Source organism: Brevibacillus sp. B_LB10_24, from assembly GCF_046036945.1.
Taxonomy (GTDB): Bacteria; Bacillota; Bacilli; order Brevibacillales; family Brevibacillaceae; genus Brevibacillus_C.
This window is the reverse complement of sequence record NZ_JBJQOQ010000009.1, coordinates 1-25,570: the sequence shown is the minus strand read 5'-3', so window position 1 is coordinate 25,570 and position 25,570 is coordinate 1. Positions and strand designations below refer to the sequence as shown.

Here is a 25,570-nt window from a genome sequence, read left to right as displayed (position 1 = left end):
TATTTGATTTTCCCTGCGGCTCTTTTCGCGGCTGTATGCATGAAAGGAAGGTGGACGCATGCCACATTTACTCGAAATCCAAGCGACGACCCAAGAGATTGCCGAAGCGATTACCGCTGCTGTCGGGATCGAAGTGGAAATCATCGACGACCAATTATCGATCGTGGCCGGCACGGGACGGTATACCGGGAAGATCGGCCAGAAAGAGGAAGACGGCGACATCCAGTCAGGATACATCTACAGCCACGTCTTGCAAACGGGAAGCGAGTACGTCGTCGAAGACGCGAAAAACGATCCATTTTATCACGCGTGTGAAGATGAACTGGCAGAGGTCTGCTGTCCGATCCGACTGGGACAGCGGATTATCGGCATCATCGGGCTGATCGCCTTCACGGAAGAGCAGCGGATGGCTTTGCTGCAGAATAAACGGAATTTGCTGGTGTTCACCAACAGGATGGCCGATTTGCTCTCCAGCAAGGTGTCGGAGACCCAGATGGCCAACGAACTGAAGATTATCATCGAGACGATTCGCGACGGGATCATCGCCGTTGACAAGAGCGGCGTGATTACCGCGTGCAATAAAACGGCGGAAACACTGATCGGCATCAGGCGTGAGGACTTGATCGGCAGCAAGCTGACCGCCATTTGGCCCGGTTCGCCCGTGATGGAAGCGATCTCGTCAGGGGCAGGGTACAAGGACAGAGAAGAGATGTACAAGCTTACGTCAGGCAAAGCCGTGCATTTTTTCACAACAGTCAGTCCGGTATTCGGCAGCCAGCTGGAGACAAAGCGGCGAACGGCGGGAGCCGTCATTTCGTTTCGCGATATTGCCGATGTCCGCAAGCTGGTGTACGACATGACCGAACAGAACGAACACTCTTCTTTCCGGGAAATCCTCGGGACGAGCAGCAGCATCCAGGAGGTAAAGGCCTACGCCGAAAAGGTGGCTCACAGCAGCTCCACGATATTGATCACGGGGGAAAGCGGCACAGGCAAGGGGCTGCTGGCGAAGGCGATTCACTATGCCAGCCCGCGGCAGAACGGTCCGTTTATCACGATAAACTGCGGCGCGATACCGGATACGCTATTGGAAACGGAGCTGTTCGGCTACGAATCGGGTGCCTTTACCGGCGCCAACAAGTCGGGAAAGGTGGGGAAGTTTGAGCTGGCTCACGAGGGGACGATTTTTCTGGACGAAGTCGGCGACATGCCGCTGCATCTGCAGGTGAAGCTGCTGCACGTGCTCCAGCACAGGGAAATCGAGCGGGTCGGCGGAACGCGGGTCCTGCCCGTGGACGTCAGAGTAATTGCTGCGACGAACAAAAATCTGGAACAGATGATGCTTGACGGGGAATTTCGCGAGGATTTGTACTTCCGCTTGAACGTCATTCCCATCCAGCTCCCGTCGCTGCGGGAAAGAAAGGAGGACATCGGGCTTTTGCTTCACGCTGCCTTGGAAAAATACAATCGCCTGATCGGAAAGAATATCACCGGTTTTGCACCGGAAACAACCGACCTGCTCGTCAGCTATCATTGGCCGGGAAATATCCGGGAGCTGGAAAATGCAGTGGAGTATGCAGTCAACCTCGAAACGGGCACGGTGATTACGAAGCAAAGCATTCCTGCGCGAATTTTGCGCGTTCACCATGCCGATACCACGCTCCAGACGCTCAAAGAACAGCTCGACGTCCACGAGAAGCAGATCATCGAGCGGTATCTCAATGAATACGGATACTCGGTGGAAAGCAAGCAGAAAGTGGCACATCGCTTGGGCATCAGCGAGTCTACGCTCTACCGCCGGATACGCGAACTGCACATTCGGAAACCAGGCCAATCTTAGTTTGTCAAATTTGACAATTCCATATTCAGAATTAAAAAAATGCTCTGATTGCCGCCTGGCAGCCGCTTCATTCATTCCGGACATATAGTAAACGGATGATTTGTCAAAATTGACAAATTTCCAGGCGGAGACCGCGAAAAAGCCCTTGGTACGGCAAGAAAGTGGGCCCTAAAACTGATGGCACGGTACTTGCAATTCAGCTTTATCGACATGGCCGTGTCGAGATTCCATTGGTACTGGGGGCTTATTGACGAATGATCAGTAGAGAGCGTTTACAGCAGAGATTGGCAGAGGAGCTTCATCTATTTGAAGAGACCCATCCCAAATCGAAAGCGCTGTTTGAACGGGCAAAGGCAAACTACATTGACGGCGTTCCGATGAACTGGATGGTCAAGTGGGCGGGCAGCTTTCCGGTTTTTGTTGAAAGCGGTTCCGGCGCTTATTTTACCGATGTAGACGGGCATCGCTACATCGATTTTTGTCTGGGAGATACCGGCTCGATGACGGGACATGCACCGGAAGGAGCGGTTCCCGGGATTGTCGAACGGGTGCGAAACGGCGTGACGTTTATGCTGCCGACAGAAGATGCGATCTGGGTCGGAGAGGAACTGGCCCGGCGTTTTGGGCTGCCGTACTGGCAGGTCGCCATCTCTGCGACGGATGCGAACCGCTTTTCCCTGCGGCTGGCCCGTCATATCACGAAGCGCAAGTACGTCCTCGTCTTCAACTACAGCTACCACGGCACTGTAGATGAGGCGTTCATTACGCTGCGCGGCGGAGTTCCCGGCAGCCGCAGCGGCAACATCGGCCCACAGGTAGATCCTGTACATACCACCAAGGTCGTCGAGTTTAATGACATCGATGCGCTGGAAAAGGCGCTCGCACCAGGTGATGTCGCCTGTGTGCTGGCCGAACCGGCCATGACCAACATCGGCATTATCCATCCCGACCCCGGTTATCTGGACGCCCTTCGCGAGCTGACCCGCCGTACAGGGACGCTGCTCATCTACGACGAGACCCATACGATGTGCGCCGGACCGGGAGGGTATACGGGGGCCTATGGTCTAAAGCCGGATATGCTGACGGTGGGCAAAGCGATTGGCGCAGGGATCCCGACGGCAGTCTACGGATTTAGCGAAGAGGTCGCAGACCGGATACGCGGGACGATCTCGCTGGAAGATTCCGATACGGGCGGCATCGGCGGCACATTGGCCGGAAACGCGCTGTCGATGGCGGCGATGCGCTCCACGCTGGAGAACGTGCTGACACAGGAGGCATTCGACCGGAACATCCCCCTGGCCGAACGGTTTGCCGCTGGGGTGGAAGAGGTCATTTCCGAAAAAGGGCTTCCCTGGATCGTCAAACGGCTGGGCTGCCGATCGGAGTACTGGTTCCGCAGCACGCCCCCGCGCAACGGCGGAGAGGCAGCCGCAGCGGTAGATTTCGAACTGGATCGTTACATGCACTTGTATGCGCTCAATCGCGGGATTTTAATGACGCCGTTTCACAACATGGCCCTCATCTCATCGCAAACCAAGGCGGAGGACGTCGATACGCACACGAAGGTCTTTCGCGAAAGCGTAGAATCGCTGCTCGATTAGTCACGCCAAGGAGAACTGCAAGCGATAACATTCGAAGGGGGTTGATGAGATGGAGGACATTGAACCCAGAAAAGTCCCGCCGGTATGGGTGGGGCTGATCCCGATCGCGTTTATGATCGTATCGCTGTTCGTCGGCATCTTCGTCCTGGAGCTGGACCCGCATATTCCGCTTTTGGCGAGTGCGATCGTCGCGACAATCGTGGGCTTGTGTCTGGGACACTCGTGGAAAGAGATTGAAAAAGGCATGCTGAAAACGATCACCCTGCCGCTGCAGGCGATTCTGATCCTGATGATCATCGGCGCCCTGATCGGCTCCTGGACCGCCGGAGGGATCGTGCCGACCATGATCTACTACGGTTTGGAGGTCTTATCTCCGACGTATTTCCTCGTCGCCGCCTGCGCCATCTGCATGCTGGTATCGGTGGCGTCGGGGAATGCCTGGACCTCGGCTGGAACCATCGGGATCGCGATTATGGGCATGGCCGAAGGATTGGGGATTCCGATCGCCCTGGCCGCCGGTGCCGTCGTGTCCGGCTGCTATTTCGGCGACAAGGTGTCTCCCCTGTCGGAAATGACGAACCTGGCTGCGGGCGTCACCGGGATCGACCTGTTTGAACATATCAAGCATCTGATGTTTACGACCGTTCCGGCGATTACCATCGCGCTGATCCTGTACACGATTATCGGATTTACGTTGGACCATGCAAGCGACAATGCCGAGCAAGTGATGATCCTGCAAGGGCAGCTGCGCGAACTTTTTGTCATCAGCCCGTGGATTTTGCTCGTTCCTCTGACGGTCATCGTCATGCTGGTGTTTAAAATGCCTGCGATTCCCGGCTTGGTGATCGGAACGGTACTCGGCACGATCTGTACTGCGGTCGTGCAGGGCGCTTCCCTGAAGGAGGCCTTAAATACCCTGTACTACGGACATACCGCTGAGACGGGAATTGAAATGATCGACAGCCTGTTAAACAACGGCGGCATTGAATCGATGTTTTGGACGATCGCCCTGATCATGATTGCCATGGCTTACGGAGGAATCCTGGAAACGACGCGAATCCTGGAATCCATCGTCAACGCCATCCTAAAGCGTGTCAGGTCGACCGGCAGCCTGATCGCCACGACCGTCGGGACGAGTGTCACGACCAATTTCCTCGCATGCGATGCCTACCTGGCGATCATTTTTCCCGCCCGCATGTACGCATCCGAATACAAAAAACGGGGACTGCAGCTGAAAAACCTCTCCCGAACGGTCGAAGACGGCGGCTCCGTCACCTCACCGCTGTTCCCCTGGAACACCTGCGGAGCATTCATGTTCGCCACCCTAGGAGTCCACGCTTTCACGTACGCGCCATTTGCCTTTTTCAGCATCCTCAGCCCCATCATCGCAATCATCTACGGCTTTCTCGGGATCAAAATCGCGTACGAACCGAAAGCAAACCCCGCCGACTCCGCCACAATCACCCCGGCGGTCCAGGTGGAATCTACGTAACAATATCTCAAGCGCCGCTTATCTCCCACATCTGCCAACGGGAGTAAGCGGCGTCTTTACGCATCTATAACACTAAGGCTACGAGACGGAAGAAAAAAATGGAGCGAGCGCAGGCCTTGGCACGCCTACCCAGTCGTAACGGAAAAAAGCGGCACACGCTTGTCGACCAAATCCTACGTTGAAATACCTACAGTCCTTTTTGGTCGACGTGCCGCTTTTTGTAGTGGAGACGGCCACCCCCAGCTTCCCCGCTGGCGTGCCGCGAACGAGCGAGCCCATTTTTTTCTTCCGGACCACAATGTTCACCAAAGCCAAAGAACGCATCATCTCTCTCCCAAAGTGCAATCCTCCCCTCCAAACAGCGTGCCAAGTATTGACACCCTCAACATCTTGTTGTAAGGTAAATAAAGTCATCTACATATTGATACGGACAGGTGTCTTGCCAACAATATTTGGCAGAGACTTAAAAAGGGAAGCACGGTGCGATTCCGGCGCGGTCCCGCCACTGTAATAGGGAAGTTCCGTTCCAAGGTGCCACTGATCGCCGCGATCGGGAAGGCGGACGGAGCGATGACCCTTGAGCCAGGAGACCTGCCTGTTCGTCTGCACTCTGGTACCTACGGGAGATAGGGAAGGGTTCGCGCAGCTGGCCTGCAAGCCGTAGGCCCGTGCATCCTGTGGATTTTTACGCGCATCCGACCTCCTGCTAGTCGTCGGATGCGCTTTGCTTTTTCTGCAACAAACAGCAGTACATAAGGGAAGGATTGAGGGACATGCTGGTCGCCTATGATTCGAAGACGGGAAACGTGCGAAGATTTGTAACCAAGGCAAATGTGCGAAGCGTGCAAATCGACGCCAAAATGACGCTGGAAGAGCCGTTCGTACTCATTACCTATACGACGGGATTTGGCCAGGTGCCGGAGACGGTAAAAGCTTTTTTGCAGCGAAATCACGCCATGCTGCGGGGAGTTTCGGCCAGCGGGAACCGCAACTGGGGCGGAAATTTTGCCAAGAGCGCGGATGCGATAGCCGATCAGTACAAGGTTCCGGTTATTTCCAAATTCGAACTGTCGGGGACCAGTCGCGATGTGGAGTATTTTGTGAAAGAGGTGGCAGGGATTGCGGCACATTGAACTGAACAACCAATTGATGCAGCGTGGCAGTGACGGATTTTTCCAATTGGACAAAGATCGGGAAGCGGTCGAAGTATTCATGGAGGAAGTCCGCGCGAACACGATGCAGTTTGACAGCGTCAAAGCGAGAATGGACTACATGATCGACCATCAGTACTACGAAAATGTATACGAGCGGTACACCCCGGAGCAGGTGGAAGAGATCTTCCGCACCGTTCACAGCTACGGGTTCCAGTTTTCCTCCTACATGGCGGCGTCGAAGTTTTACAAAGACTACGCGCTGAAGACAGATGACAAGTCGATGTACCTGGAACAGTACCCCGACCGGGTGGCGATCGTCGCTCTTTCGCTCGGAGAGGGAGATTTTGAGCGGGCCAAACGTCTGGCTCAAGCGATGATCGAACAGCGCCTCCAGCCGGCTACGCCAACGTTTCTCAACGCCGGGAAAAGCCGCCGGGGAGAGATGGTATCGTGCTTTCTGCTGGAGATGGACGATTCGCTCAACTCGATCAATTACATATTAGGCACCTGCATGCAGCTCTCCAAAATCGGCGGCGGCGTCGCCGTCAACCTCTCCAAACTGCGCGGCCGCGGCGAGCCGATCAAAGGGGTGGAAGGCGCGGCGAAGGGGATTATGCCGGTCCTCAAGCTGATGGAGGACGCGTTTTCCTACGCCGACCAGATGGGGCAGCGGAAGGGATCAGGGGCGGCCTATTACAACATCTTCGGTTGGGACGTCATCGAGTTTTTGGACAGCAAAAAAATCAACGCCGACGAAAAATCGCGGATCAAGACGCTGTCGATCGGCCTGATCGTGCCGGACAAGTTTTACCAGCTGGCGGCGCAGGACAAGCCGCTCACCGTGTTTGCGCCTTACTCTGTCTACCGGGAATACGGACAGCACCTGGACGACCTTGACCTCGACCAGATGTACGATGAACTGCTGGCCAACGAGCGGGTCAAGAAGAAAACCGTGATGAGCGCCCGCGAGATGCTGACCAAGATCGCGATGATCCAGCTGGAATCGGGCTACCCGTACATCATGAACAAGTCGAACGCCAACAAGGCACACGCCTTGAAAGAGATCGGGTCGATCAAGATGTCCAACCTCTGCACGGAAATCTTTCAACTGCAGGAGACCTCGACGATCAACGATTACGGACTGGAAGACATCATCCGCCGCGACATCAGCTGCAACCTGGCCTCGCTCAACATCGCCAATGTGATGGAGCAAAAGAAGCTGCGGGAGTCGGTGCACGAAGGCATCGAGGCATTGACGGCAGTGAGCGACACGACCCGGATCGAAAACGCGCCGGGGGTGCAAAAAGCCAATCGCGAGCTGCACTCCGTCGGACTTGGCGCGATGAATCTGAACGGCTACCTGGCGAAGCAGAAGATCGCCTACGAGAGCGAGGAAGCCAAAGATTTTGCCAGAACTTTTTTCATGATGATGAACTATTACTCACTGGAGAAAAGCATGGAGATCGCGCGGGACCGCGGCGTCACCTTTGCCGGTTTCGAACGTTCCGAATACGCCAAGGGGACCTATTTTGACAAGTACCTGGAGACGGATTACCACCCGCGGACGGAAAAGGTGAAACAGCTGTTTGCCGGCATCCAGATCCCTTCGACGGCAGACTGGGCCAGGCTCAAGGAGCTTGTACAACGCCACGGGCTGTACCATGCCTACCGGCTGGCAATCGCACCCACGCAGAGCATCTCCTACATCCAGAACGCGACTTCCAGCGTAATGCCGGTCGTCGAGCACATCGAAACCAGGACCTACGCCAACTCCACGACGTACTACCCGATGCCGTACTTGTCGCCGGACAATTACTTTTACTACAAGTCGGCCTACCTGCTCGACCAGTTCAAGGTGATCGACCTGATCGCGGAGATCCAGGAGCATGTCGACCAAGGCATCTCGACCGTCCTGCACATCAACAGCAGCGTGTCTACGAGAGAGCTGGCCCGGTACTACATATACGCGGCGAAGAAAGGCTTGAAGTCGCTTTATTACACGCGGACGAAGCATCTGACCGTAGAAGAGTGCATCAGCTGTGCGATTTAACGACCGAACAGGAGAGAGGACGACGAGATGAAAGCAGTCAATTGGAACAGGCCGGACGACGAATTTACCTTGACGTTTTGGAACCAGAACATCATGCAGTTCTGGACAGATGATGAAATCCCGCTGTCGGACGACAAAATGTCGTGGATCGAGTTGACGGAAGAGGAGCGGGAGACGTACAAAAAAGTGCTGGGCGGACTCACCCTGCTCGATACCGTCCAGGGCGGCGTCGGCATGCCGAAAATCCTTGAGCACGTCGACGGCCTTCAGCGCAAAGCGGTGCTGGGTTTTATGGGGATGATGGAACAGATCCACGCCAAGTCCTACAGCAGCATCTTTACGACCTTGGCGACGACGGAGGAGATCGACGGGATTTTCCGCTGGGTGGAAGAAAATCAGCGCCTGCAGACCAAAGCGGAGATCATCTCCGCCTACTACAACCAGATTCGGACGGCAAAAGACTTGTATCTGGCGATGTGCGCTTCCGTGTTTCTGGAGAGCTATCTGTTCTACAGCGGGTTTTTCTATCCCCTGTTTCTGGCAGGTCAGGGGAAAATGACCAGCAGCGGGGAAATCATCGACCTGATCCTGCGCGACGAGAGCATTCACGGCTTGTACGTAGGCGTACTCGCGCAAGAGGTGTTCCAACAACTCAGCGCCGGCGAGCAGGATGAAGCGCTCCGCGAAATTCACGAGCTTCTTCGGCGCCTGCATCAAAACGAAGAAGCGTATACGGACGAACTGTACACATCGGTCGGGCTGGCCGAAGAAGTAAAGGCGTACGTCCGCTACAACGCCAACAAAGCGATGATGAACCTCGGCCTCGACCCCGTGTTTCCCGAGGAAGAAGTAAACCCGATCGTCTTGAACGGCATCCGGACGCAGACCAAGCAGCACGACTTTTTTTCCAAGAAGGGAAATGGATACGTCCGCACCATCCATGTCGAACCGCTGCGCGACGAAGACTTCTCGTTTGACGTGTAGGATCGGACTGCAGCCCCGGTCGCGGCTCTTTACGCCACGACCGGATTTTTTTGTATCCCGATTCCCGCCGTTTCTGGTATAATGATTTGAAATTTTCAGATCGAAAGGAAACGGACGGATGCTGACGCTGGCCAATCCGCTGACGATGATGGCGTTTGTCGGCATTTTTGCCGGGCTGGGGATCGGCAGTTCGCCGGGGGACAGCTATGCTGCCGTTTCCCTGGTCACCGGGGTGTTTTTGGGTTCGGCCGCCTGGTGGATCGTACTCAGTGTTTCGGTCGGACTGCTGCGGTCTCGCCTGGAGGCATCATTTCTCAAGTGGATCAACCGCGTTTCCGGTTTGATCATCGCGGGCTTTGGGATCGCGGCGTTGATGGGACTGCACGCAAGCTGAGCAGACTTTTTCGCTGACAGGGATTGTCAGGGAAAGGCGTGTATCATACAGGTAGGTTATCACGAGAAGGAGGATGGAAGATGAGTCAGGCAGAACAGATGATGATCGAGTGGATGAGGCATCGAAGTGTACTGCAGGAAATACTGGGACTGGTCGGGGACGAACATCTTCATTTCAAACCGTGGGACGGAGCCATGCCGCTCGCCGAACTGACGCTGCACCTCGTCCAGTGGAACGAGGTATTCGTTAAGTTGGTAAAAACAGGGGACTCTACACCACCGGATCCGATCGAATTCAATACGATGGCGGACCTGCGCCAGATTGTAGCGGAACGGACAGAGCGGACAAAAGCGGCGTTTGTGTCGATAACCGATGCGGAACTTGAGTTGAAGCGGGTCTTTTCGTCGGGATTCGAGGGGACGGGGAAGATGTTCCTGACGATGATGTACGACCATGAGATCCACCACAAAGGCCAGTTGTTTGTTTACCTGCGCATGTGCGGAGTAAAGGAACTGCCCTTTTTCCGGGATTATCGGTGATTTACGTGTGGTTAGTTTAGCCATTGGGTATGTTTATAGTCCTATTTTCCATAAACAGGTATATATGGGCGCGATTTCAATTTCATTCAATAAAAAATTCACAGAATCTTGACACAAACCTAGGCAAAAACATAGTTTTATCGATTACAATAGAGTTGTACCACCCGGCAACAAGAAAGGAGAGGACGAGATGAACCTGGTTTTGACAGAGATGACATGCAAAAATTGCAAAACCCGCCTGACTGAATACGAGGTAGAACATAAAGAGTCTCTTTGCATGGATTGCTACGAAGAGAAAGATAGCGATAAAAGCAAGCAGTAAGAAAAGCTTCGATTGAAGCTTTCTTGAAGAATCCTGCGAGTAAACTTCCCCATGAAACCCGTGCGTTCCATTTCCAGTGTGAACGAAGTCCAGGGTGACATGGGGTTTTTCATTTGCCGGCTTGTTCAGGTAAGATGGAGGCACAGCTGTTGGATAGGCAGCGTCAGGTTACAGGGGAGGAGAAGGGTAAAAGATGAGCGAGACGACGACGATTTATCTCATCCGTCACGGGGAAACGGTGTGGAATGCGGATCACGACCGGTACTGCGGTTGGACGGATGTTTCCTTGAGCGAACGGGGCAGGGAACAGCTAAAACGCCTGGCGGAGCGGTTCCGGGGCGTGCGGCTCGACCGCATTTGCGCATCCCCGCTGAAGAGGGCAGTGGAGACGGCACAGGCGGTGGCCGCCGGCCGCGGCATCCGGGTAGAGCAGGTAAAAGGGCTGATCGAATGCCATTTTGGCGAGTGGGAGGGGCTTACCCGGGAAGAGATCCGGCAGCGTGACCCGGAGCGCTACCAGCTGTGGCGGGACCGCCCCTCTGAGGTGCTGCTTCCCGGCGGCGAGACGTATGCCCAGGTAGCACAGCGCTTCAAACAGAGCATGCTGGACATCGTGAACCAATCGCAGCCAGGCAGCCATGTACTGGTCGTGGCTCACAAGACAAGTATTCGCCTGTTTCTGTCGGATGTGCTTGGAGCGCCGTTGGATCATTCCCGCCTGATGGAGTTGGACAACACAGGGGTCAGCGTCTTGCGTTACGAGCAGATTCGCGGCGACAGCCGGGAATTTGTGATTGTGAACATGAACGATACCAACCATCTGACTGGCCTTTAGGAGATATTAGCAGGCAGCGCTTTTGCCGTTTGGATCATAATGAATACTCCCTTTGGACAAAAAAAGCCACTTGCGCCGCAAGTGGCTTTTTTTGTTTGGGAAATAGTCTTAACAAAACCTGCCACGAATAAAACAGTGGCTGATTATGTTATTATTAAACTAATAAAAATCTAATTAAAATAGGCAAAATAGTAAGCGGTTTCAAGGGATTGGCACTGCCCGCAGGGGCGGTTACAAAACCAGCCAGAGAAGTTGGCATCGTTCTTGCTAAAATAATAGGCCAAGTGGGGTGACACTCATGCTGGAACAGGTAAAAGGTTTAATTGAGCGGGAGGATCGCAAAAATGCCTTAACCGACGAACAGATCAGCGAACTGCTGGGGATTCGCCGGGAGGAGGTAACCAGCATTCGCAGTCAACTGCGCATTCCGGATTCGCGGAAGCGGCGAAAACCGGTTCTGCTGCAGGCGATGCGGAACCTGCTGGTCAACGATGAGGCCTGGACCTCCCGTAAGCTGACGCGAAAATTGACCGAATTGGGATTCAACGTGTCCCGGTATACGGTGACACAGTTTCTCAAGGAACTGGAAGCGGAGTCCCCTTTCACGTTTGACCAGGACCGGGCGTCAGCCGAAGTGTCCGGTCTGCCAGCGGGTTTGTCCCAACTGTCAACATTAGGGGCGGGAGTGGGTCACACTCGAGTGGAACAACGGTTCGGCAAAGCTCCGGATCGAACAGAATCACAAGGAGCAGAGGCAAGCGCCAATCGTGCGGAAAACTGGCTGAACAAACCGGTGAAGCTGGCGTTTGACGAAATTATTGGCTCGCGGGGCAGCCTCAGGAGGCACATCCAGCAAGCGAAGGCGGCGGTGCTCTATCCCCCTCACGGGTTGCACACGCTGATTTTGGGAGCCACCGGGGTGGGGAAGAGCCAGATGGCAGAGGCGATGTACTATTTCGCCCTCGACTCGGAGCGGATCCCGCCCCATGCCTCCTTCGTCGTCTTCAACTGCGCCGACTACGCGGAAAACCCGCAATTGCTGATGGCCCAGTTGTTCGGAAGCGTAAAAGGCGCCTACACCGGAGCGGATCGCGACCGCCCCGGGCTGATCGAAAAGGCGAACGGCGGGATTTTGTTTCTCGACGAAGTTCACCGCCTTCCCCCGGAAGGACAGGAGCTGCTGTTTACGATTATCGATAAAGGCAGGTTCCGGCGGCTGGGGGAAACGGACACGCAGCGGACGGCCCATCTGATGATCATCGCCGCCACCTCGGAAAGTGCCGAGTCATCGCTGTTGATTACCTTCCGCCGGCGTATCCCGATGATTATAGAACTGCCGACGATCAATGAACGGCCGGTGGCCGAGCGGCACGAAGTCATCCTGCAGTTCTTCCTCAAGGAAGCCAACCGCACCGGGGCGCGGATCAAGGTGCACGCAGAAGTGATTCGCTCACTCCTGCTGTACGATTGTCCCGGCAATATCGGCCAGCTTCGCAGCGACATCCAGGTCGCCTGCGCCCGCGCGTTCCTCCGCTACGTGGCAGAACAGCGGGAGCTGATGGAGGTAGTGGCGGCCGATTTGCCGGAACACGCCAAAAGGGGCCTCTTGCATCGCAGCCACCGCCGTATGGAACTGCAGCAGCTGGTGCCGAGGGACGTTTTGCTCTCGCCCAATCAGGCGGATTACTACTCGCCGCTGTACGAGACGCTGTACAGCCTGCCGGCAGAGATATACCAGCATATTGAACAGCGCTACTTTGAGCTGCAGCAGCAGGGAGGGACCAAGGAGACGATCAATCGCATCCTCGGCGAAGAGCTGGAATCCCGCTTTCAGCAGATGATGCGCCGCCTGGAGCTGCACACCAAGCCGATGGCAGGTGAAGAGCTGGTCAAGATCGTCGGGGCCAGTGTCGTGGAAACGGTAGAGAAGATGATCTGGATTGCCGAGCAGCGGCTGCAGAAAAATTTTGACCGACTGTACTACGCACTGGCGATCCACATTCATACGTCGCTGGAGCGGCTGCAGCAGGGCAAGACCGTCTTCAATCCGCACCTCGAGCGGGTCAAGGAAAACCATCCGCTGGAATACAAGGTGGCTGCGGAAATGGTCAGCGTCGTCAACCATCATTTTGAGGTCGAGTTATCTGAAAATGAAATCGGTTTCATCGCGATGTACCTGTGCAGCACCAGCAGCACCCAGGCGGACGACAGCAAGGTGGGCGTGGTGATCGTCTCCCACGGCAGCGTCGCCCAAGGGATGGCCGATGTGGCGAACCGGCTGCTCGGCGTACAGCACGCCAGGGCGGTGGAAATGTCGCTTGACGAAAGTCCGAAGGCTGCGTTTGAGCGAACGTTGGAAACCGTCAAGGAAGCGAACGAAGGGAAAGGAGTCGTGCTGCTGGTGGATATGGGATCGCTCGTCACGTTTGGCGACTTGATCACCGAACGGACAGGAATTCCCACCCGCACAATCCACCGCACCAACACCGTGCTCGTCGTCGAAAGCGTGCGCAAGGCGATGCTGCCCGACATCACGCTTGATGAACTGGTCGACTCGCTCGACCCGGATACGGTCTTTGCCGCCGTGCACGTACCGGGCCAGGTTCGCCAAGCGCGGCAGGCACGAGCGATTTTGACCGTATGCATCACCGGCCAGCGCTCTGCCGTCAAGCTGAAAGAGATGCTGGAGGAGAGGATGCCGGAGCTGTTGGAGCAGGTAAGCATTCTGCCTGTTTCGGCCATCGTGGAAAACGGCTGCGACAAGCTGGAACAATACCGCGCCACGTACGATGTGATCGCTACGGTCGGTACGATCGACCCGGGACTCTTGGGCGTGCCGTTCATCTCTCTCGGCGACATCACCTCCGGTAGAGGCGCAGACTTCCTCAGGCGTTTGCTGAAGTGGAGCCAGGCGGCTGAGTCGACGGAAGCTGCCCAGCCTCTCTGGAGCAAAGAGCGCCTGCCGGAACCCCAGCCGGACGGACAGGAGCTGGAACCGATTCCTACCCTGTCCGACCTGTTGCATGAACAACTGGTGTTTTTCGGCAGTTCGTTTGGAACCAAAGAGGAGCTGCTTGACTTTTTGCACACCCAGCTGAAACAGCGGGGGTATGTAACCGACGACTACTACCCGCTGATGGTTGAGAGAGAGAAGGTAGCCTCCCCCGTCTTTGAACCGCAAACCGCGATTCCGCATGCGGACCCGACCTGTGTCGTGCACGCGGGGATTGCTGCAGCGATCCTGGATGAGCCGGTAGAATGGTTTGACGGGCAAAAGGTGCGATACGTGTTCATGCTCGCCCTGAAAGAAAACTGCCAGCGCGCCGTGCAAGAGCTGTATGAGATCATGCAGCGCGAGGATGTCAGAGAGCTGTTGGACATGGGTCTGCCGCCGGAGCAGGTGATTCGCATTCTTGGCGGCGGGGAGGGCCCGTTCAGCTTAGGAGATTAAATAAGGAGAGAAACAAAAATGACAAGACAGCTGCACTTCGAAGAACGCTTAGTCGAGATAAACGTCGTTCGGGAAACAAAAGAAGAAGTCATCACGATGCTCGCACATCTTTTGAAGGAACAGGGGTACGTCAAAGACAGCTTTCTCGCCGCACTCTTAGAGCGGGAAAAAGTGTACTCGACCGGACTTCCGCTGAAGAAATACGGAGTGGCCATCCCCCATACCGACGTCGTGCACGTCAACGAGCCGGCGATCGCCGTCGCCATCCTGGATCAGCCGGTTCAATTTCAGATGATGGGAAGTCCGGAAACGGATGTCATGGCCGATATCGTATTCGTCCTCGCCGTCAAGGAACCGAGCGAGCAGATTTTTATGCTGGAGAGCTTGATGAACCTGTTCCAGAACGATGAACTGATGGACACGTTGAAACACGCGACCTCTCGTCAGGAAGCCATGCTGTTGATCAAGCGGGAGATCGGCCTGTCCGCTCCCGGGGAGGTGAGTCCAGCGAAGGCGAGCAAATCATGAAAGTTCCATACCATTTCACTTTTACCTGATCTGAAAGAAATGACAAGGGAGGTTTTCACATGATTAAACAGGCTGTCGATTTTATCCTTGGGTTGGGTGCCTCAGTCATGCTGCCGATCATCATGACTATCCTCGGCCTATTGCTGCGGCAGGGCTTTAAAAAGTCGTTCCGCGCCGGACTTACGATTGGGATCGGATTTGTCGGCATTGGCTTGGTCATCGACCTGTTGACCAATTCTCTCGGCCCTGCAGCGAAAGCGATGGTAGAGGCATGGGGACTGAAATTTGACATCATCGACGTCGGCTGGCCGATTGGAGCCGCGATTTCATTCGGAACAGTCGTTGCCCCCTTGATGATCGTCGTCGGACTGGTGCTGAACGTCGTGCTGGTATCGGTCAACTTTACGAAAACGATCAACGTCGATATCTGGAACTACTGGCACTTCATATTTGCTGCATCTGTTACCTACTACGCGTACCACAACATGTTCCTGGCCCTCTTTGTGGGAGCTGTCGTCATCGCGATCACCCTGAAGCTGGCCGACTGGACGGCGCCTGTGGTCGAGCATCACTTCGGCATGCCGGGCGTGTCGCTGGCTCACGCGGAAACCGTCAACTTTGCGCCAATCACGTACGCGCTGAACAAGATTCAAGACAAAATTCCCGGTTTGAACAAGTTGAACGCCAGTCCGGAAGCGCTCAGCCGCCGGTTCGGGATTTTCGGCGAACCTGTGATGATGGGACTTATTTTAGGTATTTTGATCGGACTGCTCGGCAAGTACGACCTGAAGGGAATTTTGACGCTTGGCGTGCAGATGTCTGCCGTGCTCGTGCTGATGCCGCGGATGGTGGCCCTGCTGATGGAAGGTTTGATCCCCATTTCCGAGGGAGCCCGCGAATTCATTTCCAAACGCTTCCCCGGCAAAAATGTCTACATTGGCCTTGACGCTGCTATCGTCATCGGGAATCCGGCCAACATGGCAGTCGCTCTCCTGATGGTGCCGATCACCATTTTGCTGGCTGTGATCTTGCCGTACAACCGCATGCTGCCGTTTGCCGACCTGGCCGTGCTGCCGTTTACTGTCGTCTGGGCCGTCGCTGCAGCCCGCGGCAACATCATCCGCGGTTTGATCAACAGTATCTTCACGGTCGCCATCGTTTTGTTCCTGGCTACTAACCTGGCTCCGCTGGCTACCACGATGGGGAAAGCGGTCGGCTTCCAATTCCCGGAGGGGGCTTCGCAAATTTCCGGTATCGATTTAGGTTCCCACGTCATCCCGTGGATCATCGTTCGCCTGCTCGATCCGACCAATCCGATGTTCTTCGCCGCGATTGGAGCCGCCATCTTGTACGCTCTGCTCTGGCTGTGGGTGCGCAATGACATCCGCAAGCAGTATGCCAAGGAGATGGGCCTGGAAACAGAATCCGCTCAAAACACTACTGCCTCTCGGTAACACCAATGAATTCAAATAGATACTTCTACAAGTACAGGAGGAATGAAAAATGGCAAAAAAACGTATTTTGGTAGCTTGCGGGACAGCGATTGCAACTTCGACGGTGGTAGCGAAAAAGATCGAGGAATTAATGAAGCAGCGGGGATACGACGTCGTCATCGAACAGTGCAAGGCGGCGGAAGCTCCTTCCAAAGCGGCGAGCTTCGACTTGATCGTCACCACGACTCCGGTCGGCGACGTCGGCAGCACGCCGGTCATCCGCACCGTCTCTTTCCTGTCCGGTGTGGGCGTAGATCAAGATGTGCAAAAAATCATCGAAACACTGGGCTTAAACTAGAGCGATTTAAAGGAAAGACCACATGTCAGCTATCTGCGGTGGTCTTTCCCTCACCGCTTATATGAAACATACGTTCGTATTGAGAGAGAATTTGGAAAGGACTGGAGGGGAATCTGGTGAAATCGACTGTTTTTTACGACATTGACGATTTTCGCTATGAGGAAAGGGAGATCCCGGAGATCGGGGAGACGGAAGTACTGCTCAAAATGAAGGCCTGCGGATTGTGCGGGACAGATATTCACAAGGCCATCGAAAAGACCGTGCCCACACCTACTGTTCTGGGTCATGAAGTAGCGGGTGAAGTGGTTCAGACAGGCAGCAAGGTGACGGAATACAAGCCCGGCGACCGGGTGTTCGTCGCCCATCACGTTCCTTGCTTTACCTGCCATCACTGCCAGCGCGGCCACTACTCGCTCTGTCCGCAGTTTACCCGGACCAACCTTGACCCGGGCGGTTTTTCCGAGTACATCCGCGTTCCGGAGCTGCATGTCAAACACACCATGGGCAAGATCCCCGATTCGCTCAGCTATGAACAGGGGGCGATGGTGGAACCGGTCGCCTGCTGCCTGCACGGCTTCGATGCCCTCGGCATGCAAAGCGGTGACAGCGTGCTGATCATGGGAGCGGGCCAGATCGGATGCATTCACGCCCAGATCGCCCGCCATCGCATGGCCGGGACGGTCATCGTCAGCGATGTAAACGACTACCGGCTGGCTAAGGCAAGGGAACTGGCCGCCGATACGGTGATCAACGCCGCCCGGGAAAACGTCGTGGAGCGGGTCAAAGAGCTGACAGGAGGCCGCGGTGCGGATAAAGTCATCATCTGTGCCGGAGTCGGCGCGCTTTTGCCGCAGGCGATGGAATGTGCCGCACGCGGCGGGACCGTGCTGGTGTTCGCTCCGTTTCATGAAGAACCGGTGCCGATCCCTGCTCATCGCTTCTTTGCCGATGAGATCCGCGTTGTCGGCACCTACTCGTCGACGCCCTATGACTACCTGCCAGCTTTGGAGCTGCTCAAAAACGGCGTCATTGATGTAGAAGCGATGGTCACGCACCGCTTCCCGCTGGCGCGGCTTCACGAAGCCATCTTGTGTGCCCACAATCCACATGAAGAAGTCTTAAAAGTGGTCATTACTCCCGAGGAGGTGTAGCGGGATGCTGCAAATCGATTTCCGCGGAAAAGTGGCCCTGGTCACCGGAGGAGGGCGCGGCATTGGCGCAGCGATCAGCTCCAAGCTTGCCCAAGCGGGTGCTGTGGTCTGGATCAATTACGCCCACAGCGGAGAGCGGGCCGAACAGTTGTGCAGGGAGATTGGCGCAGCAGGCGGCGTCGCTGTCCCGATCCAAGCTGATATATCACAGCCGGAACAGGTGCGCGGGATGGTGGAAACGGTGATCGCCGAGTCTGGCCGCATCGATTTTCTGATCAACAACGCGGGCATTACATCTGTCAAGTCGCTGCTGGAATTAACGACGGAGGAATGGAACAGGGTGATGAACGTCAACCTCGACGGTCCGTTTCTCACTTGCAAAGAGGTGCTGCCGCACATGGCTGCATCGGGAGAAGGGGTGGTCGTCAACATCTCGTCTACCGGTGCGCTGACCGGCGGCGGAGGCGGAGCACATTACGCCGCTTCGAAGAGCGCGCTCGATTCGATGACCAGGGCGCTCGCCCGGGAGTACGCGGCTAAGGGGATTCGGGTCAACGGCCTGGCGCCTACCATGATCGAATCCGACTTCCTGGCGGAGCGCTACCCTGATGAACAGCAGCGAAGCAAGCTGGCTGCCTCGATCCCGCTCGGACGGTTGGGAACACCGGAAGACGTCGCCTGTATGACGGCTGTGTTGTGTTCACCGTTCGCCGGGTATTTGAGCGGCGAGACGATTGTAATGGACGGAGGCAGAACCTTCGCGTAAAACCTGAGAGTAATGAGGTGAGAGTGTTGGCAGGCAGAAGAATTTTGATCGTAGGAGGAGCAGCCGGCATCGGGAAGCAGATAACGGAAGATTTTTGCCGGCAGCAGGATATCGTCGCGATCGCCGACCGAAATGCCGAAGCCGGCGGCGAGCTGGCCGCCCAGCTGCGGGAAAGCGGCGGACAGGCATCCTTTTATACCATGGACGTGTGTTCGTGGGACGATTCCCGATCGGCGATTGAGCAGGCCATCCGGGACATGGGCGGCGTCGACGTGCTGGTTTATTCCGCCGGGATTACCAGACGGGTGCCGTTTGAGCAGCTGGAGTGGGACGAGTGGAAGCGAACGCTGGCGGTCAATCTGACCGGATTGTTTCACGCAGCCAAAGCAGTCGCCCCGGCGATGATCCAACAGCGTTCCGGCGCAATCGTGATTATCGGTTCAGGTTCGGCGATTACCGGATCAGGCGGCGGGGTTCACTACGCTGCATCCAAAGGGGGCGCATTCGGGTTTATGCGCACATTGGTCAGCGAACTCGGCCCGTACGGCATCCGCATCAACACCGTCGCTCCACGGGTGATCGAGTCGGAGATGCTCACCCGGCTCTACCCCAACCCGGCCGATCTGGAACGGTTAAAAGAGAGCATTCCGCTGCGCCGCCTGGGAACCGTGGATGATGTCTCCAACATCGTCCAGTTCCTGAGCTCGGAGGCGTCAGGGTACATCCAGGGTCAAGTGCTCATCTGCGACGGAGGGCGGACGTACAGTTGATGATTGCACGGGGGATCAACGTCGAGGCTATTTGGACAAAAGTGATGAAAGGCAGAGGTGAGTGACGATGAAAAAGATTTTGGTGGCGGCGGGTACGTCGCAAAACAAGATGAACGGAGTCGCCGGGACGATTAAATCGATGTGCGAAGCGCGCGGCGTAGCGGTAGAAGTCGTGGCGGAGAACCTGTACGAGGTTGACCTTGACCAGGTTGCCCCCGATCTGATCGTCTTGATGGGCGTCAACCAATTTCAAACCGAGATTCCCACAGTCAGCGGAGTGCCGTTCTTGACCAAGATGGGGATGGATCAGGCGATTGACGATATCATCAAACGCTTGCAAAGCTAAAGACAGAATAACTGGTTGAAGGAGTGGAGATGCGGATGACGAGCGGGTCTGACACGGAAAAAACCCTGTCTGTTACGGTAGTTGGCGCAGGGGTAATGGGGACGGCGCTGGCCGTGCATCTGGCCGGGCACACGACGCAAAAAAACAGTGTCCGTCTTTGCGGCACCGAGTGGGACGACCAGATGATCGAACGGTTGCAGGCGGATTGCCGCTGCCCCCGGCTTGAGGCGGCACTGCCGGCCGGACTGAAACTGTACCGCTGGTCCGAACGGGAACAGGCTGCCGCCGGAGCAGATGTCATCATCCTGGCGGTGACTTCGCAAGGCTTGAGCCAGATGACAGCGGAATGGAGCAGATACGCCGCCGCCGGTACCATCATGGCCAGCATCACGAAAGGCATCGACAGCGAGACGCTCACGACGATGGCCGAATTGATGGAGCGCACGCTGGAGCGGGAAGGGCGGAGCGACATCCCGGTCGTCAAGCTGGCCGGGCCGCTTAGAGCCAATGAACTGGCTCACGGACACCCGGCGGAAGCCGTGTTTGCCAGCCGTTCAGCGGAAGCGGCCGGACTGCTGCGGCACCATTTCCTCTCCCCGCAGTTTCGCTGCGAACTCTCTGCCGACGTGGCTGGCACAGACCTGTGCGCATCGCTGAAAAACGCCTACGCGATCGCATTTGGGATGGCTGACAGTCTGTATCCCGGAGTCGATAACCCGAAGGCGGCCCTGTTCGGCCGGATCGCTGCGGAGATGCAGCGGTTCGTGGCCGCCTACGGGGGTGACCCGGCAACCATTGCCGGCAATGCCGGGATCGGCGATCTCTACGTGACCGTACAGGGAGGGCGCAACCGGACGCTGGGAGCCCTGCTCGGGAGCGGTCATGCGCTCGCTGAAGCACTGGAGCGGATGCAGGGGCAGACGGTGGAGGGACTGGCCGCGGCACGTGAGGCGTGGCCGCTGGCGAAGCGCCTCGAAGCGCAGGGAAAACTGGTTATCGAACGGGATCTGCCGCTGTTTGCCCGGCTGCAGGAGATATTGTCGGGAGAGAAGACGGCATCACAGGCACTCGCTGACTACTGGGCGATGAGCGGCGCCGGAGAACATGTTCTCGCCAGTAAGACCGGTTAAGTTGGTTTAAGCAAAGGTTTCTGCTGGCAAATTTACCGTAATCCTTCAGTAAAGAATGTAGTTGTTCCGTTCCGAGACTATTTTACAATCTCGATGAGGTCAGTGTTGTCCTCATGGTCTATCAACTGGACCGAATGCGGTGTCACCTCGTACTGCCAGGTACCGATCAGCTCCTTATCGTTGATCGTGAAGTTCCACTGTTTTGTCAAGGTAACGATATAGGTGTCAGGCTCTTGGCTGGGTTCCACTTTTGTCGATAATGTGCCTTTTACTTTGGTTCCAGGGTACTCTCCGCCGGTCGTCGTTTCGATCTCCTTGACTTCCCCGGGCTGGGGGAAGTCCGGGTGATCGCGAAGTACTGCTTCGGCTGCTTCTGTTTCGTCGAAAGCAGATTCCGGGGCCTTTGTTTCCTGCAGCGCATGTTGCTCTGTGCCCGTATGGCCAACATCGGGAGCCGGACTGCAGCCTGCAGCCGCAAACAAGATGACGACTGCAGGGAGAAGTGCTTTCAGGTTCATGGATCCGATTCCTTTCTATTTAAATATGTAACCCTTTGACGAGGAAAGTCACCCATACGTTGCAGCAGGAGTCAGAGCATGTGGCTGCGCGCGGCAATCGCCGCGCTCTTCCCGTTTTGTCCGAATGAAAGGTGTATGCCAGCCATGCCTTTCAGTCCGTTGTAGAATTTGTACAGCCATTCCCGCAAAAAATGTCATGTACAAAAAGATGTGATTTTTTTGTGGAGAGGTGGTATTGTAAAGATAGCGGCTGAAAACGTTTTATCGGCAGGTTGTTTCTAATGGCATCAATATTGCATCGGTAGAAATGGGGGAGTGCGGTGAAGGATCAGGTCAAAGAGATCATCGGGCAGGAGGATAAAAAGAATCCGCTCACCGATGAACAAATCGCCCAGCGGCTAGGCCTGAGGCGCGATGAAGTAACCTTACTTCGCCACCAATTAAACATACCCGACTCGCGGAAAAGGCGATTGCCCATCCTGCGGGCTGAAATTGCCGCCCTGCTGAAAAAGCATCCGCACATTTCCGACAGGGAATTGACCAGCCAGCTGCAGTCCAGCGGGATAGACGTTTCCCGCTTTACCGTTTTGAACATCAGGAAGGAACTGCAAGCGCTCGCACCAACAGGCGATGCCTCTCGCCCGCCGCAGGCAAGCGGAGGGCAAGGTGCGGAGCGGACGTTGAACTTTGCGGGGATGATTGGCGCTGACGGCACATTAAAAGCAGCGATACAGCAGGCTCGGGCCGCTGTCTTATACCCGCCGGGCGGTCTGCATACCTTGTTGTTTGGACCGACGGGCGTGGGCAAGAGCCGAATGGCGGAAGCGATGTACCACTTCGCCGTTGAGCGGGAGATCATGAGTAAATACGCTCCGTTCGTGGTATTCAACTGTGCCGATTACGCCAAGAATCCGCAGCTCCTTCTGGCCCAGCTGTTCGGCTATGTAAAAGGCGCGTTTACCGGAGCAGATCAGGAAAAAGCCGGATTGGTGGACAGGGCGAACGGCGGCGTTTTGTTCCTTGATGAAATTCATCGCCTGCCGCCGGAAGGACAGGAAAACCTGTTTTACCTGATCGACAAAAACCTGTACCGCCGGTTGGGAGAAGTGGACTTTCAACGCAGGGCCAACCTCTTGATCATCGGCGCGACCACGGAGAGCCCCGAGTCAAGCCTGCTCCTCACGCTGCGCCGGAGAATTCCCATGATGATCGAGCTGCCGCCATTATCCGAATGGTCAGAAGGCGAACGGCTGGAGCTGGTCTTCCACTTCCTGAATGAAGAGGCTTCCCGGATTGGCCGCAGTCTGAAAGTGAACAGAGAGGTCGCCCGCGCCCTGGTCCGCTATGAATGTCCCGGCAACACGGGGCAGCTGCACAGCGATATCCGCGTGCTGCTGGCGCGTGCCCTGCTGAAAAACATGGGGACTGAAAGGCAGGAAGAGGTGGAGGTAGAGCGCCACGATCTGCCGCCAAGCGTAGCGGGGAGCTATTCTTCCGAGGCTGCCGGGCTCGATTCGGCACTGCTGAAAAAGGAATGGTACGTATTTATCCCCGGGCAGCGGGCTAACCCTATGGAGGCGGAAGGACAAGCCGAACAGCCGATCGCCCTGCTGTACGACTGGATCGTGGAGCGGTATCGCAGCTTGAAGGAGCAGGGGCAAAACGAAGAACTGATCCAGCTCATCATCCATAAGGAACTGGAGACCCGCCTGGGAGCCGTTAGCGAGCAGCACGAGGCCAGACTGCAGCAGCTGGTCAGGCTGGTCGGCGAAAAAATCGTGCAGACAGTTGAACAGATGCTGTGGATTGCCGAAAAGCATCTCACCCTGGACCACCAAAAAATATCCTATGCGCTGGCGATTCACCTGAAGGGCATCCTTGACCGGCAGCAGTCCGGCGAGGCTTTGGCAGCAGGCGGCGAGGGTGTATTGAACAAAGACACCGTTGAATTCTCCGTCGCCAAAGAGATGGGCAAAGTCGTTCAGGCATTCTGGGGGATAAACCTGTCGGATGAGGAAATCGGCTTTTTGGCGATGTACTTGAGCCAGTGCCGGACGTACACGCAGCCGCGCAAGCTGATCGGCGTCGTGGCCGCCTCCTATGGCCTGGTAGGCAAAAGCATGGTTGACGTGGCCCACCGCCTGTTTGAGAAAAGGCATGCGATCGCGGTTGAGCTTCACTGGGACGACGAGGTGCAACAAACGGTCGGCCGCATCGGGGAAGCCGTGCAAAAGGCGGACCAGGGGGCGGGTGTCATTCTCTTGGCAGACATGGGTGCGCAGTTTTTACAGGAGGTAAAGTGGCAGGAGCTGTACGGCGTCCGGGTCAAGGTAATCCCTTCTCTGACGACGACGCTCGTCGTCGAAGTGCTGCGCAAATGCCTCTACAGCGAGATCCCGATCGACCAGTTGACAGCCGCCGAGGGGGAAGCTGCTGTGGCCGCGGATTGGCCGGCCAAACAGGCAAAGCCCAAGGCGATCATCGCCGTTTGCCTCACGGGTGAAGGCTCCGCCCGCAGACTGGGGGCGCTGCTGCAGGAAAGTCTCGGAGAAAAGGGGAAACGGCTCACCTACTTAATCGGCAGTTCCCTGTCGATCCGCAAAAAGTACCAGGAGTGGACCAGGCAGTACGACATCCTCGCCGTCGTCGGTACGGTTGACCCCATGCTGGACGGGATCCCGTTTGTCTCGTTCAAGGAGATCGTCGACGAAAGCGGGCTCGCCTTCCTGAACCGTCTGTTGCTCGTACAAGGAGGCATTGAGACGGGCCAGGCGCTGAATCAGCCGCTTCATCTGCAGGATTTGCTCTCCACTGAGCTCAGCTTTGATTCCCTGCCGGCAGTCTCCAAGGAACAAGTGATCGAATACTTGGCGGACAAACTGGTCCAAGCGGGATGCGTCCAGCAGAAGTACAAAGAAAAAGTTTGGGAGCGGGAGCGGATGGGCCCGACCCAAATTGCCGGCATTGCCGCTATCCCGCATGCCGATCCGACCTATACGGTCAAACCGGCTGTGGCGGTCGCCCGATTGAGCCAACCCGTAGAATGGGAGGCTGGCGTTTGGATCCGCTTCGTCTTCATGCTGGCGATTGACGAGAACTGCCAAATGGCAGTGGAAGAACTGTACGAATGGATTACCCGGCCCGATTTTATTCAGTCCGCACAGCAGCAGGAAACAACTACCATTACATCATTACTGGAGGTATTACAATGGAAAAACAAGTGACGATTCAAAACCAAACAGGCCTGCACGCCCGCCCGGCAGCGGAGTTTGTCAAGACGGCGTCCAAGTTTCAAGCGGAAATCACGCTGATCAAAGGCGAAAAGGTAATCAACGCCAAAAGCGTGATCGGCGTCATGTCGTTGGCCGCTTCCAAGGGGACCGTATTGACGCTGAAGGCGGAAGGCCCGGATGCAGCAGAAGCGATTGAAGCATTGAGCAATTTAATCGACAGCAAGTTTGGCGAGGAATAAGCGAGTTGCCTTGATTAAAAATTTCGGATGATTTATAATTAGTTACAGATGTAACTACACTGAACAAATGTAAAGAATCCGGAGGTGATCAAGGATGAAACAACTTGAAAAAGTAACTCCCGGAACGAAGGTTTACAAGCTGTTCGACTACGAAAAACTGGTCTGCGAAGGGAAAGATGAAGTCTTTATTATCTCCATCGAGAAATTGTCAAAAGAAGAATACGAACAGATCAGAAAAAATTAATGGTACGTGTTGCCAAACTCTGGACCATGGGTCAGATGTGGAATGATTCCCTTCTGATCCTTTTTTCTTTTCCAAATACCTTGGCCCTATTGTGAAACACGTAAATTGAGGAGGGGTTGGCAGTGTCCAGCACGTTGAAATTACCACCCATGATTACGCGGGAAAGACTACCGGAGCTGCTGCATCAAATGT

At 55.8% G+C, this 25,570-nt stretch carries 23 protein-coding genes and 1 riboswitch; of the genes, 21 read left to right on the top strand and 2 right to left on the bottom strand.

Annotation, left to right across the window (positions count from 1 at the left end):
* The first annotated feature begins 58 nt into the window (after window positions 1–58).
* From ACI7RC_RS10525 to nhaC, 3 genes are all read left to right on the top strand, one after another.
* A complete protein-coding gene (locus tag ACI7RC_RS10525) occupies window positions 59–1,840 on the top strand; it encodes a sigma-54 interaction domain-containing protein (protein ID WP_408108198.1) in 1,782 nt (593 codons plus the stop codon).
* Window positions 1,841–2,094: 254 nt separating this feature from the next.
* Window positions 2,095–3,441, top strand: coding sequence for an aspartate aminotransferase family protein (locus ACI7RC_RS10520; RefSeq protein WP_408108197.1), 1,347 nt, complete (start codon window positions 2,095–2,097; stop codon window positions 3,439–3,441).
* 49 nt (window positions 3,442–3,490) lie between these two features.
* A complete protein-coding gene (gene nhaC / locus ACI7RC_RS10515; RefSeq protein ID WP_408108196.1) occupies window positions 3,491–4,933 on the top strand; it encodes a Na+/H+ antiporter NhaC in 1,443 nt (480 codons plus the stop codon).
* Between the two features lie 78 nt (window positions 4,934–5,011).
* On the opposite strand, the gene ACI7RC_RS10510 is transcribed toward nhaC, so the two are convergent.
* On the bottom strand, window positions 5,012–5,257 hold the full coding sequence (locus tag ACI7RC_RS10510) for a hypothetical protein (protein WP_408108195.1): 246 nt from the start codon (window positions 5,255–5,257) through the stop codon (window positions 5,012–5,014).
* Window positions 5,258–5,348: 91 nt separating this feature from the next.
* Window positions 5,349–5,546: riboswitch (cobalamin riboswitch) on the top strand.
* Between the two features lie 160 nt (window positions 5,547–5,706).
* Between ACI7RC_RS10510 and nrdI the strand changes: the two genes are divergently transcribed.
* From nrdI to ACI7RC_RS10435, 15 genes are all read left to right on the top strand, one after another.
* Window positions 5,707–6,066, top strand: coding sequence for a class Ib ribonucleoside-diphosphate reductase assembly flavoprotein NrdI (gene nrdI, locus ACI7RC_RS10505; protein ID WP_408108194.1), 360 nt, complete (start codon window positions 5,707–5,709; stop codon window positions 6,064–6,066).
* Window positions 6,053–8,137: a class 1b ribonucleoside-diphosphate reductase subunit alpha gene (nrdE, locus tag ACI7RC_RS10500; RefSeq protein ID WP_408108193.1), complete on the top strand. Its 2,085-nt coding sequence runs from the start codon at window positions 6,053–6,055 to the stop codon at window positions 8,135–8,137. Before nrdI ends, nrdE begins: the two co-directional genes overlap by 14 nt.
* Window positions 8,138–8,164: 27 nt before the next feature.
* Window positions 8,165–9,121, top strand: a complete 957-nt coding sequence (nrdF, locus tag ACI7RC_RS10495) for a class 1b ribonucleoside-diphosphate reductase subunit beta (RefSeq protein WP_408108192.1) — start codon at window positions 8,165–8,167, stop codon at window positions 9,119–9,121.
* 118 nt (window positions 9,122–9,239) lie between these two features.
* Entirely contained in the window at window positions 9,240–9,515 is a 276-nt protein-coding gene (locus ACI7RC_RS10490; protein ID WP_408108191.1) for a LysE family transporter, read from the top strand.
* 80 nt (window positions 9,516–9,595) lie between these two features.
* Window positions 9,596–10,054 (top strand): DinB family protein, encoded by a 459-nt coding sequence (locus ACI7RC_RS10485; protein WP_408108190.1) that lies wholly within the window; start codon window positions 9,596–9,598, stop codon window positions 10,052–10,054.
* 515 nt (window positions 10,055–10,569) lie between these two features.
* A complete protein-coding gene (locus ACI7RC_RS10480; protein WP_408108189.1) occupies window positions 10,570–11,211 on the top strand; it encodes a histidine phosphatase family protein in 642 nt (213 codons plus the stop codon).
* A gap of 298 nt (window positions 11,212–11,509) precedes the next feature.
* Window positions 11,510–14,662, top strand: coding sequence for a sigma 54-interacting transcriptional regulator (locus ACI7RC_RS10475; RefSeq protein WP_408108188.1), 3,153 nt, complete (start codon window positions 11,510–11,512; stop codon window positions 14,660–14,662).
* Window positions 14,663–14,680: 18 nt separating this feature from the next.
* Window positions 14,681–15,190 carry a PTS sugar transporter subunit IIA gene (locus tag ACI7RC_RS10470; RefSeq protein WP_408108187.1) on the top strand — a complete coding sequence of 170 codons (510 nt, stop codon included), beginning with the start codon at window positions 14,681–14,683 and terminating at the stop codon, window positions 15,188–15,190.
* Window positions 15,191–15,249: 59 nt separating this feature from the next.
* On the top strand, window positions 15,250–16,644 hold the full coding sequence (locus ACI7RC_RS10465; protein ID WP_408108186.1) for a PTS galactitol transporter subunit IIC: 1,395 nt from the start codon (window positions 15,250–15,252) through the stop codon (window positions 16,642–16,644).
* A gap of 49 nt (window positions 16,645–16,693) precedes the next feature.
* A complete protein-coding gene (locus ACI7RC_RS10460) occupies window positions 16,694–16,981 on the top strand; it encodes a PTS sugar transporter subunit IIB (RefSeq protein WP_019123664.1) in 288 nt (95 codons plus the stop codon).
* A 116-nt stretch (window positions 16,982–17,097) separates the two neighbouring features.
* A complete protein-coding gene (locus tag ACI7RC_RS10455; protein ID WP_408108185.1) occupies window positions 17,098–18,132 on the top strand; it encodes a zinc-dependent dehydrogenase in 1,035 nt (344 codons plus the stop codon).
* 4 nt (window positions 18,133–18,136) lie between these two features.
* Window positions 18,137–18,898 carry an SDR family NAD(P)-dependent oxidoreductase gene (locus ACI7RC_RS10450; protein WP_408108184.1) on the top strand — a complete coding sequence of 254 codons (762 nt, stop codon included), beginning with the start codon at window positions 18,137–18,139 and terminating at the stop codon, window positions 18,896–18,898.
* Window positions 18,899–18,924: 26 nt separating this feature from the next.
* Complete coding sequence (locus ACI7RC_RS10445) at window positions 18,925–19,668, top strand: SDR family NAD(P)-dependent oxidoreductase (protein WP_408108183.1); 744 nt, start codon at window positions 18,925–18,927, stop codon at window positions 19,666–19,668.
* 67 nt (window positions 19,669–19,735) lie between these two features.
* Entirely contained in the window at window positions 19,736–20,014 is a 279-nt protein-coding gene (locus tag ACI7RC_RS10440; protein ID WP_408108182.1) for a PTS sugar transporter subunit IIB, read from the top strand.
* Window positions 20,015–20,049: 35 nt separating this feature from the next.
* Window positions 20,050–21,144, top strand: a complete 1,095-nt coding sequence (locus ACI7RC_RS10435; protein WP_408108181.1) for an NAD(P)H-dependent glycerol-3-phosphate dehydrogenase — start codon at window positions 20,050–20,052, stop codon at window positions 21,142–21,144.
* Between the two features lie 77 nt (window positions 21,145–21,221).
* Here ACI7RC_RS10435 and ACI7RC_RS10430 read toward each other — a convergent pair whose 3' ends face one another.
* A complete protein-coding gene (locus ACI7RC_RS10430) occupies window positions 21,222–21,662 on the bottom strand; it encodes a hypothetical protein (protein ID WP_408108180.1) in 441 nt (146 codons plus the stop codon).
* A 320-nt stretch (window positions 21,663–21,982) separates the two neighbouring features.
* Between ACI7RC_RS10430 and ACI7RC_RS10425 the strand changes: the two genes are divergently transcribed.
* The 3 genes from ACI7RC_RS10425 to ACI7RC_RS10415 all read left to right on the top strand — a co-directional run bounded on the left by ACI7RC_RS10425 (window position 21,983) and on the right by ACI7RC_RS10415 (window position 25,378).
* Window positions 21,983–24,886 (top strand): sigma 54-interacting transcriptional regulator, encoded by a 2,904-nt coding sequence (locus ACI7RC_RS10425; protein ID WP_408108179.1) that lies wholly within the window; start codon window positions 21,983–21,985, stop codon window positions 24,884–24,886.
* Window positions 24,871–25,134, top strand: a complete 264-nt coding sequence (locus ACI7RC_RS10420) for an HPr family phosphocarrier protein (RefSeq protein WP_019123655.1) — start codon at window positions 24,871–24,873, stop codon at window positions 25,132–25,134. The genes ACI7RC_RS10425 and ACI7RC_RS10420 overlap by 16 nt, the downstream gene beginning before the upstream one ends.
* Before the next feature lie 94 nt (window positions 25,135–25,228).
* A complete protein-coding gene (locus tag ACI7RC_RS10415) occupies window positions 25,229–25,378 on the top strand; it encodes a hypothetical protein (RefSeq protein WP_408108178.1) in 150 nt (49 codons plus the stop codon).
* Window positions 25,379–25,570: the final 192 nt, after the last annotated feature.